The 13,662-nt window shown below is 50.8% G+C and carries 11 protein-coding genes; 9 read left to right on the forward strand and 2 right to left on the reverse strand.

Features of this window, described 5'->3' with window-relative positions; translation table 11 throughout:
* The first annotated feature begins 46 nt into the window (after positions 1-46).
* Together fumB and FEK66_RS05100 are read left to right on the forward strand one after the other, a co-directional pair.
* Entirely contained in the window at positions 47-1,693 is a 1,647-nt protein-coding gene (gene fumB, locus FEK66_RS05095) for a class I fumarate hydratase (RefSeq protein WP_130205921.1), read from the forward strand.
* 122 nt (positions 1,694-1,815) lie between these two features.
* Complete coding sequence (locus FEK66_RS05100; protein WP_131161354.1) at positions 1,816-2,466, forward strand: DUF2238 domain-containing protein; 651 nt, start codon at positions 1,816-1,818, stop codon at positions 2,464-2,466.
* Here the strand turns inward: FEK66_RS05100 and melA are convergent.
* A complete protein-coding gene (gene melA / locus FEK66_RS05105; protein ID WP_130205917.1) occupies positions 2,463-3,818 on the reverse strand; it encodes an alpha-galactosidase in 1,356 nt (451 codons plus the stop codon). The two genes, FEK66_RS05100 and melA, sit on opposite strands and share 4 nt — an antisense overlap.
* A gap of 272 nt (positions 3,819-4,090) precedes the next feature.
* Between melA and melR the strand changes: the two genes are divergently transcribed.
* The 7 genes from melR (at position 4,091) to pmrB (ending at position 13,547) form a co-directional block, all read left to right on the forward strand.
* Complete coding sequence (gene melR, locus FEK66_RS05110; protein WP_135495140.1) at positions 4,091-4,999, forward strand: transcriptional regulator MelR; 909 nt, start codon at positions 4,091-4,093, stop codon at positions 4,997-4,999.
* A gap of 197 nt (positions 5,000-5,196) precedes the next feature.
* A complete protein-coding gene (adiA, locus tag FEK66_RS05115) occupies positions 5,197-7,464 on the forward strand; it encodes an arginine decarboxylase (RefSeq protein WP_130206100.1) in 2,268 nt (755 codons plus the stop codon).
* Positions 7,465-7,797: 333 nt separating this feature from the next.
* Positions 7,798-8,559: a DNA-binding transcriptional activator AdiY gene (gene adiY / locus FEK66_RS05120; RefSeq protein WP_138211420.1), complete on the forward strand. Its 762-nt coding sequence runs from the start codon at positions 7,798-7,800 to the stop codon at positions 8,557-8,559.
* Positions 8,560-8,695: 136 nt separating this feature from the next.
* On the forward strand, positions 8,696-10,033 hold the full coding sequence (gene adiC / locus FEK66_RS05125) for an arginine/agmatine antiporter (RefSeq protein WP_130259497.1): 1,338 nt from the start codon (positions 8,696-8,698) through the stop codon (positions 10,031-10,033).
* Between the two features lie 104 nt (positions 10,034-10,137).
* Positions 10,138-11,781 carry a phosphoethanolamine transferase EptA gene (eptA, locus tag FEK66_RS05130; protein WP_130205909.1) on the forward strand — a complete coding sequence of 548 codons (1,644 nt, stop codon included), beginning with the start codon at positions 10,138-10,140 and terminating at the stop codon, positions 11,779-11,781.
* Positions 11,778-12,446: a two-component system response regulator BasR gene (gene basR / locus FEK66_RS05135; protein ID WP_130205907.1), complete on the forward strand. Its 669-nt coding sequence runs from the start codon at positions 11,778-11,780 to the stop codon at positions 12,444-12,446. The genes eptA and basR overlap by 4 nt, the downstream gene beginning before the upstream one ends.
* The gene (pmrB, locus tag FEK66_RS05140; protein WP_171023565.1) at positions 12,447-13,547 is read left to right on the forward strand and encodes a two-component system sensor histidine kinase PmrB; all 1,101 of its coding nucleotides are present in this window, start codon (positions 12,447-12,449) and stop codon (positions 13,545-13,547) included. It abuts the gene before it with no gap.
* Here pmrB and pmrR read toward each other — a convergent pair.
* Positions 13,523-13,612: an LpxT activity modulator PmrR gene (pmrR, locus tag FEK66_RS05145; RefSeq protein ID WP_074399408.1), complete on the reverse strand. Its 90-nt coding sequence runs from the start codon at positions 13,610-13,612 to the stop codon at positions 13,523-13,525. The genes pmrB and pmrR overlap by 25 nt on opposite strands.
* Between the last annotated feature and the right edge of the window lie 50 nt (positions 13,613-13,662).

The following is a 13,662-nucleotide window of genomic DNA, read 5'->3' on the forward strand; positions in this document are numbered from 1 at the left end:
GCACGCCATTTTCGTATAACAAATACAGAGTTACAGGCTGGAAGCTATGTCAAACAAACCATTTATCTACCAGGCGCCTTTCCCGATGGGGAAAGACAACACCGAATACTATCTGCTCACTTCCGATTACGTTAGCGTTGCCGAATTCAACGGCGAAACCATCCTGAAAGTGGAACCAGAAGCCCTGACCCTGCTGGCGCAGCAAGCCTTCCACGACGCCTCTTTCATGCTCCGCCCAGCACACCAGAAACAGGTTGCTTCTATTCTTCACGACCCAGAAGCCAGCGAGAACGATAAGTACGTGGCGCTGCAATTCTTGAGAAACTCCGAAATCGCCGCCAAAGGCGTGCTGCCGACCTGCCAGGATACTGGCACCGCGATCATTGTTGGTAAAAAAGGTCAGCGCGTATGGACCGGCGGTGGTGATGAAGAAGCGCTGTCGAAAGGCGTCTATAACACCTATATCGAAGATAACCTGCGCTATTCACAGAACGCGCCGCTGGACATGTACAAAGAGGTCAACACTGGCACTAACCTGCCTGCGCAAATCGACCTGTACGCGGTAGATGGCGATGAATATAAATTCCTCTGCGTCGCCAAAGGCGGCGGTTCTGCCAACAAAACGTATCTCTATCAGGAAACTAAAGCCCTGCTGACTCCGGGTAAACTGAAAAACTTCCTCGTCGAGAAAATGCGCACCCTCGGGACCGCAGCCTGCCCGCCGTACCATATCGCGTTTGTGATTGGCGGCACTTCTGCGGAAACCAACCTGAAAACCGTCAAGTTAGCAAGCGCTCACTATTACGATGAACTGCCGACCGAAGGGAACGAACACGGTCAGGCGTTCCGCGATGTCCAGCTGGAACAGGAACTGCTGGAAGAAGCCCAGAAACTCGGCCTCGGCGCGCAATTTGGCGGTAAATATTTTGCTCACGATATCCGCGTAATCCGCCTGCCGCGTCACGGCGCTTCCTGCCCGGTCGGTATGGGCGTGTCCTGTTCCGCTGACCGTAACATCAAAGCGAAAATTAACCGCGAAGGTATCTGGATCGAAAAACTGGAACACAACCCAGGCCAGTACATTCCGGAAGAACTGCGCCAGGCGGGTGAAGGTGAAGCGGTGAAAGTCGATCTCAACCGCCCAATGAAAGAGATCCTCGCCCAGCTTTCGCAATATCCGGTTTCCACTCGTTTGTCGCTCACCGGCACCATTATCGTGGGTCGAGATATTGCACACGCCAAGCTGAAAGAGCTGATCGACGCTGGTAAAGAACTGCCGCAGTACATCAAAGATCACCCGATCTACTACGCGGGTCCGGCGAAAACCCCTGCCGGTTATCCATCAGGTTCACTTGGCCCAACCACCGCAGGTCGTATGGACTCCTACGTGGATCTGCTGCAATCCCACGGCGGCAGCATGATCATGCTGGCGAAAGGTAACCGCAGTCAGCAGGTTACCGACGCGTGTCATAAACACGGCGGCTTCTACCTCGGTAGCATCGGCGGTCCGGCAGCGGTACTGGCACAGCAGAGCATCAAGCATCTGGAATGCGTTGCTTATCCGGAGCTGGGTATGGAAGCTATCTGGAAAATCGAAGTAGAAGATTTCCCGGCGTTTATCCTGGTCGATGACAAAGGCAACGACTTCTTCCAGCAAATCGTCAACAAACAGTGCGCGAACTGCACTAAGTAACCTCTTCGGCCCAGCGCCTGGCAGCATGCTGCCAGGTGATCCCCCTGGGCCACCTCTTTTGCGATTGTAATTTCACGCTTGCTGGTGAATAGTCAGTATTTTCCCTGACTTGCGAACTCACCATGACCCGCACACTCAAGCCGTTAATTCTTAACACCGGCGCACTGGCGCTAACGTTAATCCTGATTTATACCGGCATTTCGGCCCATGACAAACTCACCTGGCTGATGGAAGTAACACCGGTGATTATTGTCGTGCCGCTACTGCTTGCCACCGCCAGACGTTACCCGTTAACGCCGCTGCTCTATACGCTCATTTTCTTTCACGCCATCATCCTGATGGTCGGCGGGCAGTACACCTACGCGAAAGTTCCCATCGGTTTTGAGGTGCAGGAATGGTTAGGGTTGAGCCGTAATCCGTATGACAAGCTGGGGCATTTTTTCCAGGGGCTGGTGCCTGCACTGGTGGCACGAGAAATTCTCGTGCGCGGAATGTACGTTCGTGGACGGAAAATGGTGGCGTTCCTGGTCTGCTGCGTAGCGCTGGCAATAAGCGCCATGTATGAGTTGATCGAGTGGTGGGCGGCGCTGGCGATGGGCCAGGGAGCGGATGATTTTCTCGGCACCCAGGGCGACCAGTGGGACACGCAATCCGATATGTTCTGTGCGTTGCTTGGCGCATTAACGACAGTGATATTGCTCGCTCGTCTTCACTGCCGCCAGTTACGGCGCTATGGCTTAATCACCAGAGCGCCGGAAGCGATTACACCTTAGCGGTGCAACCAGCCAGGTAGCCAGTCGCCGTGAGCGGTAATCAGGTCGTCAACCAGGGCATAAATTTCGTCAATGCCCAGCACGGCGGCGGTGTGCGGGTCCATCATTGCGGCGTGGTAAACACGGTCACGATTTTCGGTAAGAATGGCTTCGGTCAGCAGCGTCTGTACGTTGATGTTGGTTTGCATCAGGGCAGCCAGATGCGAAGGCAGTGCACCAACTTTGGTTGGCTGAATACCATTGGCGTCAACCAGACAGGCCACTTCCACACAGCATCCTTGTGGCAGGTTATCAATCAAACCATCGTTACGAACGTTGCCGTAAATCACACTCGGCTCACCAGTCCAGATAGCGTTCATAATCGTGCTGGCATATTCCCGCGACGGTTTAATATCAATCCGGGAGGCGTTCTTATACTCCTCCAGCTCTTTATGCCAGTTCGCCAACTGTTCAACACAGCGTTTCGGGTACTCATCCAGCGGCACTTTATAACGCTCAATCAAATCCTCGCGACCTGGCTTAATAAACCACGGCGTATATTCGGCAAAATGTTCTGACGACTCCGTGACGAAGTAGCCCAGCTTTTTGAACATTTCATAGCGCACAATATTCTGGCAACGAGTATTGCCATGAATATTCGGTTTCGGTGCCTGGCCTGCGTCATACGCTGCCAGCAGTTCCGGGTAGAGATTCACGTAACTGCCGTCTGCGGTTTTGCGCTCCAGCTCCAGGTAGAACGCCATATGGTTGATACCAGCGCAACGATAACGCAGCGTGGACGGATCGATATTCAGGTCGCGGGCCAGCTCTTCCGCCGTTCCCTGCACCGAGTGGCACAGCCCCACCTGTTTGATATGCGGATAGCGGGCATACATCGCCCAGGTATTCATCGCCATCGGGTTAACGTAATTGAGCATGGTGGCATCGGGGCAAACTTCCGTCATGTCCTCGCAAATCTGCCACAAGTGCGGAATGGTACGTAGCGCACGCATAATGCCGCCAGGCCCCAGCGTATCGGCAATGGTTTGTTCCAGACCGTGGCGCTTACAGACCTCAAAATCAGTCACTGTGCAGGGTTCATAACCGCCAATCTGAAACGCCACCACCACAAAATCGGCGCCCTGTAAGGCTTCTTTCTGTTCACTGTGGCAGGTGATTTTGCCGCTGGCCCCTGCTGAATCCATCAGCTTGCGCACCACAATGTGCGACTCTTCCAGCCGTGTGGGATCGATGTCCATCAGAGCGATATGCGCCGTTTTCAGTGCCTCACGGTGAAACACATCACCAAGAATATTTTTAACGAAAATTGTCGAACCAGCGCCGATAAATGTAATTTTGGGTGCAGACATCATGCAGATCTCCTGGCTTGCTTGAATAACTTCATCATGGCAGGCGATACCGCAGAAAACTTCCGGCTTCCCCGTCGAGTATTCCCATAAACTCAGATCCTGAGTGAAGTATCAGTAAATCTGAGTTTATGGGAATAAATTAGCTGAAAAGCAGAGATTTCGGCCTCCTTATCCTTGGACGCCCTCTGGGAAGAGGGTGAAAACCGTGCTCCCATTCGCAGTCATCCTCCCCCACTCATGTCATAATTCTGATAATCCAGGAAAGAGAGCCATCCATGAATACTGATAACTTTATGTGTAGCAGCGATGAAAAGCAGACCCGCAGCCCGCTATCACTGTATTCAGAATATCAGCGAATGGAGATTGAGTTTCGCGCACCGCATATCATGCCCACCAGCCACTGGCATGGTCAGGTCGAAGTGAATGTGCCTTTCGATGGCGATGTGGAATACCTGATCAACAATGAAAAAGTGAAGATCAACCAGGGGCATATCACGCTGTTCTGGGCCTGTACGCCACATCAGCTAACAGATACCGGAACCTGTCAGAGCATGGCAATTTTTAATCTGCCGATGCATCTGTTTCTCTCCTGGCCGCTGGATAAAGACCTTATAAACCACGTCACTCACGGTATGGTGATCAAATCACTGGCGTCACAGCAGCTTAGTCCGTTTGAAGTGCGTCGCTGGCAGCAGGAGCTCAACAGCCCAAACGATCAAATTCGCCAACTCGCTATTGATGAAATTGGCCTGATGCTCAAGCGATTTAGCCTCTCTGGCTGGGAGCCGGTTCTGGTCAATAAAACCTCGCGTACGCACAAAAACAGCGTCTCGCGTCATGCACAGTTTTATGTCAGCCAGATGTTGGGCTTTATTGCAGAAAACTATGATCAAGCGCTAACCATCAACGACGTGGCCGAGCACGTCAAACTTAACGCCAACTATGCGATGGGGATCTTCCAGCGGGTCATGCAATTGACGATGAAACAGTACATTACGGCGATGCGCATCAACCACGTTCGCGCGTTACTGAGCGATACCGATAAAAGTATTCTCGATATTGCCCTGACAGCAGGCTTTCGTTCGAGCAGTCGCTTTTACAGTACGTTCGGCAAATATGTCGGCATGTCGCCGCAAAAATACCGCAAACTTAGCCAACAACACCGCCAGACACTTCCCGGATAAAGATGATATCAGTATCAGCCAAAAAAATAGTTTAGCTGTCGATAATAAGCAGTGAAAACAACTTTAGAAATCAATGTAATTGTTTGTTTATAAAAATAAAAAAACAAAAGCGACTGTTTTTTACTCGCTTTACAGCCTGAAATACCCAGAAGATACTTGCCCGCAACGAAGATTCCTTCATAACCGGGTAAGCAATGATGAAAGTATTAATTGTTGAAAGCGAGTTTCTCCATCAGGACACCTGGGTCGGTAACGCCGTTGAGCGTCTGGCGAATGCCTTAAGCCAGCAAAATGTCACTGTCATTAAATCAACCTCATTTGATGACGGCTTTGCCATTCTCTCTTCAAATGAGGCCATTGATTGTCTGATGTTCAGCTATCAAATGGAACATCCGGACGAACATCAAAACGTCAGAGAATTGATCGGTAAGCTTCACGAACGCCAGCAAAATGTGCCGGTCTTCCTGTTGGGCGATCGGGAAAAAGCCCTCGCCGCAATAGATCGCGACCTGCTGGAGCTTGTCGATGAATTCGCCTGGATTCTGGAAGATACCGCCGACTTTATCGCCGGACGCGCCGTTGCCGCGATGACCCGCTATCGTCAGCAACTGTTGCCGCCACTGTTCAGCGCGCTGATGAAATATAGCGACATCCACGAGTATTCCTGGGCCGCACCGGGCCACCAGGGCGGCGTTGGCTTCACCAAAACGCCAGCCGGGCGTTTCTACCATGACTATTATGGTGAAAATCTGTTCCGTACCGACATGGGCATCGAAAGAACTTCCCTCGGTTCTTTACTCGACCATACTGGCGCATTTGGCGAAAGCGAAAAATATGCCGCGCGCGTATTTGGTGCCGATCGCTCCTGGTCAGTCGTCGTCGGGACTTCCGGCTCTAACCGCACTATCATGCAGGCTTGCATGACCGATAACGATGTGGTGGTCGTTGACCGTAACTGCCACAAATCCATCGAACAAGGCTTAATGCTGACTGGCGCGAAACCGGTCTACATGGTGCCAAGCCGCAACCGCTACGGCATTATCGGGCCAATCTACCCGCAGGAAATGCAGCCTGAAACTTTACAGAAGAAAATCAGCGAAAGCCCGCTGACCAAAGATAAAGTTGGGCAAAAACCCTCTTACTGCGTGGTAACCAACTGCACCTATGACGGCGTATGCTACAACGCCAAAGAAGCACAGGATCTGCTGGAAAAAACCTCCGATCGTCTGCACTTCGACGAAGCCTGGTACGGCTATGCGCGCTTTAATCCGATCTATGCCGATCACTATGCCATGCGCGGTGAACCGGGCGATCATAACGGCCCAACCGTTTTTGCTACCCACTCCACTCACAAACTGCTGAATGCGCTGTCGCAGGCGTCTTACATTCATGTGCGTGAAGGCCGTGGCGCGATCAACTTCTCCCGCTTTAATCAGGCATATATGATGCATGCCACCACTTCCCCGTTGTATGCCATCTGCGCATCAAACGATGTGGCAGTATCGATGATGGACGGCAACAGCGGCCAGTCTCTGACGCAGGAAGTGATCGACGAAGCGGTCGATTTCCGTCAGGCAATGGCGCGGTTGTATAAAGAATTTACCGACGAAGGAAACTGGTTCTTTAAACCGTGGAATAAAGAAGTGGTTACCGACCCGGAAACTGGCAAAACCTATGACTTTGCCGACGCGCCGAGCAAACTGCTGACCACCGTTCAGGACTGCTGGGTAATGCACCCAGGCGAAAGCTGGCACGGCTTTAAAGATATCCCGGACAACTGGAGCATGCTCGACCCGATTAAAGTCAGCATCCTCGCACCGGGGATGGGAGAAGACGGCGAACTGGAAGAGACTGGCGTACCTGCCGCACTGGTCACCGCCTGGCTTGGTCGTCACGGCATCGTGCCAACCCGCACCACTGACTTCCAGATTATGTTCCTGTTCTCTATGGGCGTAACCCGTGGGAAATGGGGAACTCTGGTTAACACACTTTGCTCTTTCAAACGCCACTACGATGCTAATACACCGCTGGCGCAGGTGATGCCGGAACTTGCTGAACAATATCCTGACACTTACGCGAATATGGGTATTCACGATCTGGGTGACAAAATGTTTGCCTGGCTGAAAGAAAACAACCCAGGCGCACGGTTGAACGAAGCCTATTCTGGCCTGCCGGTGGCTGAAATCACCCCGCGTGAAGCCTACAACGCGATTGTCGATAACAACGTCGAACTGGTATCCATTGAAAACCTACCGGGACGTATTGCGGCGAACTCTGTTATCCCGTATCCGCCAGGAATCCCAATGCTGCTCTCTGGCGAAAACTTCGGCGATAAAAACAGTCCGCAGGTAAGCTATTTACGCTCACTACAATCCTGGGATCATCATTTCCCTGGTTTCGAACACGAAACTGAAGGTACCGAAATTATTGACGGTATTTACCACGTGATGTGTGTGAAAGCGTAACCACTATTCCGCTGAAGGCGTAATTGTTTAAATAACATTACGCCGCCTGGCCTGAGGCCTTTTGAGTATGGCAACGTTTTCATAAAAATTGCTGCAAACAAAAATGTCATACTTTTTGCGCGGCCCCACCCCGCGCTTTTTTTTGCCTGTTATTTACACTTTTTCAGCATGTAAAATTTTTTGTACATGAGAAATTACTATAAAAATTTGTAATATTAGTAAAACACGTTATTTTTATGCATGTTTTGATTCGTCATACAATTATATAACCATTTCCCCGTATCGCTCTTCCTGGCGAAAACGGGTCTTTTATTTGCATTCAGGAGTACATGTATGAGGATTTGCAGCGACCAACCTTGTATTGTTTTATTGACTGAAAAAGATGTCTGGTTAAGGGTGAATGGGAAAGAACCTATAAGCCTGAAGGCTAACCACATGGCGTTATTAAGTTGTGAAAATAATATTATTGATGTCTCCTCACTTAATAACACTTTGGTTGCGCATATTAGTCATAACATCATCAAAGATTACCTCCGTTTTCTGAATAAAGATCTCTCAAAAATACCCGTCTGGCAACGAAGCGCCACCCCAGTCCAGGCCTTACCATGCCTGACACTGGACCTCTTTCGCGTCGCTGCTCAACATAGCATGATGCCCGCTGAAACAGAGTCAGAAAAAGAACGCACTCGTGCATTATTATTCACTGTGCTATCACGCTTTCTCGACAGTAAAAAATTCCTTTCTCTTATGATGTATATGTTACGTAATTGTGTAAGTGATAGCGTTTATCAAATAATTGAAAGCGATATTCATAAAGACTGGAATCTTAGTATGGTAGCCAGCTGTTTATGTCTAAGCCCCAGCCTGTTAAAGAAAAAACTGAAAAGTGAAAACACCAGTTATAGCCAAATAATCACCACCTGCCGTATGCGTTATGCCGTAAATGAATTAATGATGGACGGCAAAAATATCTCACAGGTATCACAATCCTGCGGCTACAACAGCACTTCCTATTTTATATCTGTATTTAAAGACTTCTATGGTATGACGCCTCTCCATTATGTTAGTCAGCACAGAGAACGTTCTGTCGCCTGATTTATAACCTGAACGAAGAGCTATATTAATAACAGCATCAGCGATAACCCGGTTGAGGATAATTCAACGCGCGAGTGTAGGCGTATGATATGACGTAATTTATTGTCACGAAGCTCGCCTTCGCAGGAGTTTAATTATGTCTTCGGATGCTGACGCTCACAAAGTGGGCTTAATCCCCGTCACCCTGATGGTGTCGGGGAATATTATGGGGTCAGGTGTTTTTCTGTTACCTGCAAACCTGGCCTCGACAGGCGGGATAGCCATATATGGTTGGTTGGTGACGATTATCGGTGCGCTGGCTTTGTCGATGGTCTACGCCAAAATGTCTTTCCTTGATCCCAGCCCTGGCGGTTCATATGCCTACGCGCGCCGCTGCTTTGGCCCTTTCCTCGGGTATCAAACAAACGTTCTCTACTGGCTGGCCTGCTGGATCGGCAATATTGCCATGGTGGTCATTGGCGTGGGGTATTTAAGCTACTTCTTCCCTATCCTCAAAGATCCGTTGGTATTAACCATCACCTGTGTGGTGGTGCTGTGGATCTTCGTTCTGCTTAATATCGTCGGTCCAAAAATGATCACCCGCGTGCAGGCTGTCGCCACTGTGCTGGCGCTGATCCCCATTGTCGGAATTGCAGTATTCGGCTGGTTCTGGTTCCACAGTGAAACGTATATGGCAGCCTGGAACGTGAGTGGTCAGGGTACTTTCGGTGCGATTCAAAGTACCTTAAACGTCACGTTGTGGTCGTTTATCGGGGTAGAAAGTGCTTCCGTTGCGGCGGGCGTAGTGAAAAACCCGAAACGCAACGTGCCTATCGCCACCATAGGCGGGGTATTGATTGCCGCCGTCTGCTATGTACTCTCGACCACGGCAATTATGGGAATGATCCCTAATGCCGCGCTGCGCGTTTCCGCCTCACCTTTTGGCGATGCAGCGCGGATGGCGCTGGGTGATACCGCTGGGGCCATTGTCTCCTTCTGCGCAGCGGCAGGTTGCTTAGGCTCGCTGGGCGGCTGGACACTACTGGCCGGGCAAACGGCGAAAGCGGCTGCCGATGACGGCCTGTTCCCCCCCATTTTTGCCCGCGTTAACAAAGCGGGTACTCCGGTTGCCGGGTTGATTATCGTTGGTATTCTGATGACTATCTTCCAGTTCAGTAGCATCTCGCCAAACGCCACCAAAGAGTTTGGTCTGGTGTCCTCCGTATCGGTAATCTTTACCCTCGTGCCTTATCTTTACACCTGTGCCGCTTTACTGCTTTTAGGTCACGGTCACTTTGGCAAAACGCGTCCGGCGTATGTGACCATCACGACTATCGCCTTCCTTTACTGTATCTGGGCGGTGGTCGGTTCTGGCGCAAAAGAGGTCATGTGGTCATTCGTCACTCTGATGGTGATCACAGCCATGTACACGCTGAACTACAACCGGATGCATAAAAACCCCTATCCTTTAGATGCACCGACCAGTAAAGATTAAGTCCCCCTTAATCCAGCAAACGCATAAGCCAACCTTAAGAACTTAAGGTTGGCTTAACTTTGCTTTGCGAACATACGCGCACTTTGTTCGATGGAAACACCGTGATGTTGAAGCGCCTTCTAAAAAGACCCTCTTTGAATTTACTCGCCTGGCTATTGCTGGCCTCTTTTTATATCTCTATCTGCCTGAATATTGCCTTTTTTAAACAGGTATTACAGGCGTTACCGCTGGATTCACTGCATAACGTGCTGGTTTTCTTGTCGATGCCGGTCGTCGCCTTCAGCGTGATTAATATTGTCCTGACACTAAGCTCTTTCTTATGGCTTAATCGCCCGCTGGCATGTCTGTTTATTCTTGTCGGCGCATCAGCGCAATATTTCATCATGACTTATGGCATCGTCATCGACCGTTCAATGATTGCCAATATTATGGATACCACAGCGGCGGAAAGTTATGCGTTGATGACGCCGCGGATGTTATTAACGCTAGGGTTAAGCGGCGTACTTGCCGCGCTGATTGCCTGCTGGATAAAAATCAAACCTGCCACCTCGCGCCTGCGCAGTGTTCTTTTCCGCGGAGCCAGCATCCTGATTTCTATACTGCTGATTGTGCTGGTCGCCGCACTATTTTATAAAGACTACGCCTCGCTGTTTCGCAACAACAAAGAGCTGGTGAAATCCTTAAGCCCGTCTAACAGCATTGTTGCCAGCTGGTCATGGTATTCTCATCAACGACTGGCGAATCTGCCGCTGGTACGCATTGGTGAGGATGCTCGCCGCAACCCGTTAATGCAAAATGGAGATCGGAAAAACCTGACCATTTTGATCGTCGGTGAAACTTCACGGGCGGAAAACTTCTCGCTCAACGGCTACCCGCGTGAAACTAACCCGCGGCTGGCGAAAGATAACGTGGTCTATTTCCCAAATACTGCGTCTTGCGGCACAGCAACGGCTGTTTCTGTACCGTGCATGTTCTCGGATATGCCGCGCGAGCATTACAAAGAAGAGCTGGCACAACACCAGGAAGGCGTGCTGGATATCATTCAGCGGGCGGGTATCAACGTGCTTTGGAATGACAACGATGGCGGCTGCAAAGGCGTCTGCGACCGCGTGCCTCACCAGAACGTCACTGCGCTGAACTTGCCTGGTCAGTGCATCAACGGCGAATGCTATGACGAAGTGCTGTTCCACGGGCTGGAAGAGTACATCAATAACCTGCAGGGAGATGGCGTGATTGTATTACACACCATCGGCAGCCACGGCCCGACCTATTACAACCGTTATCCGCCGCAGTTCAGGAAATTTACCCCTACTTGCGACACCAACGAGATCCAAACCTGCACGAAAGAACAACTGGTGAACACTTACGACAACACGCTAGTCTACGTCGACTATATTGTTGATAAAGCGATTAATCTGCTGAAAGAACATCAGGATAAATTTACCACCAGCCTGGTTTATCTTTCTGATCACGGTGAATCGTTAGGTGAAAATGGCATCTATCTGCACGGCCTGCCTTATGCCATCGCCCCGGATAGCCAAAAACAGGTGCCAATGCTGCTGTGGCTGTCGGAGGATTATCAAAAGCGGTATCAGGTTGACCAGAATTGCCTGCAAAAACAGGCGCAAACGCAGCACTATTCACAAGACAATTTATTCTCAACGCTGTTGGGATTAACCGGCGTTGAGACGAAGTATTACCAGGCTGCGGATGATATTCTGCAAACTTGCAGGAGAACGACTGAATGAAAATTCTAATTGTTGAAGACGATACACTGTTATTGCAGGGATTGATTCTGGCGGCGCAAACGGAAGGTTACGCCTGCGACGGCGTCACGACCGCACGGATGGCGGAACAAAGCCTTGAAGCCGGTCATTACAGCCTGGTGGTACTGGATTTAGGGTTACCCGACGAAGACGGGCTGCATTTTCTCGCCCGCATCCGGCAGAAAAAATACACCCTGCCGGTGCTGATCCTCACCGCCCGCGACACTCTGACCGACAAAATCGCCGGGCTGGATGTCGGGGCTGACGACTATCTGGTGAAGCCTTTTGCGCTGGAAGAGTTACACGCCCGCATTCGCGCCCTGCTGCGACGCCATAATAATCAGGGCGAAAGCGAGTTGATTGTTGGCAACCTGACGCTGAATATGGGTCGCCGTCAGGTATGGATGGGCGGTGAAGAACTGATTCTGACGCCGAAAGAATATGCTCTGCTGTCACGGTTGATGCTCAAGGCAGGCAGCCCCGTGCATCGGGAAATTCTCTACAACGACATCTATAACTGGGACAACGAACCCTCGACTAACACCCTGGAAGTGCATATCCACAACCTGCGCGATAAAGTGGGTAAGTCGCGCATCCGTACCGTACGCGGTTTTGGCTATATGCTGGTCTTAAATGAGGAGAACTAATTGAATCTGATGCGTTTTCTGCGTCGTCCAATATCGCTACGCCAGCGGCTAATATTGACCATCGGGGCCATTTTGCTGGTGTTTGAGCTGATCAGCGTCTTCTGGCTATGGCATGAAAGTACCGAGCAGATTCAGCTATTTGAGCAGGCGTTACGCGACAATCGCAACAACGACCGCCACATCATGCGTGAGATCCGCGAGGCGGTCGCCAGCCTGATTGTCCCCGGCGTGTTTATGGTCAGCCTGACGCTATTTATCTGCTATCAAGCGGTACGGCGCATCACCCGTCCGCTGGCGGAGTTGCAAAAAGAGCTGGAAGCGCGCACCGCCGACAACTTAACGCCCATTGCCATTCACAGTGCCACCCTCGAAATAGAATCGGTGGTTTCGGCTTTGAACGATCTGGTATCTCGCCTGACCAGCACGCTGGATAACGAACGCTTGTTTACCGCTGACGTCGCTCACGAACTGCGAACGCCGCTGGCGGGGGTACGTTTGCATCTGGAGTTGCTGGCGAAAACGCATCACATTGATGTAGCGCCGTTAGTGGCGCGGCTTGATCAGATGATGGAGAGCGTCTCCCAGTTGTTACAACTGGCGCGTGCGGGTCAGTCATTTTCATCCGGTAATTATCAGCATGTAAAACTGCTGGAAGATGTGATTCTGCCCTCGTATGACGAGTTAAGTACCATGCTCGACCAGCGTCAGCAAACCTTGCTGTTGCCAGAGATCGCCGCCGACATCACCGTTCAGGGTGATGCAACCCTGCTGCGGATGTTATTGCGAAACCTGGTAGAAAACGCCCATCGTTACAGCCCACAAGGCAGCAACATTATGATTAAGCTGCAAGAAGATGGCGGTGCGGTAATGGCGGTTGAAGATGAAGGGCCGGGTATTGATGAGAGTAAATGCGGGGAGTTAAGCAAAGCGTTTGTACGAATGGACAGCCGTTATGGCGGAATTGGTCTGGGATTAAGTATTGTCAGCCGCATCACGCAGTTGCATCACGGGCAGTTTTTCCTGCAAAACCGGGAAGAAACCTCCGGCACGCGTGCCTGGGTACGGCTGAAGAAAGATCAGTACGTGGCAAACCAGATATAGAGAAAGCTGCTGACTACCAGCACGCTGAACACGGTAGTTAAACGTTCATAAATACGGTTTTTCATTGCACTCTCCTCCGTTAACCTGGAGGAGAGTATGCGCGCCAGAGATTAAG

Source organism: Escherichia sp. E1130, from assembly GCF_005781065.1.
In the GTDB taxonomy this organism is placed as follows: Bacteria; Pseudomonadota; Gammaproteobacteria; order Enterobacterales; family Enterobacteriaceae; genus Escherichia.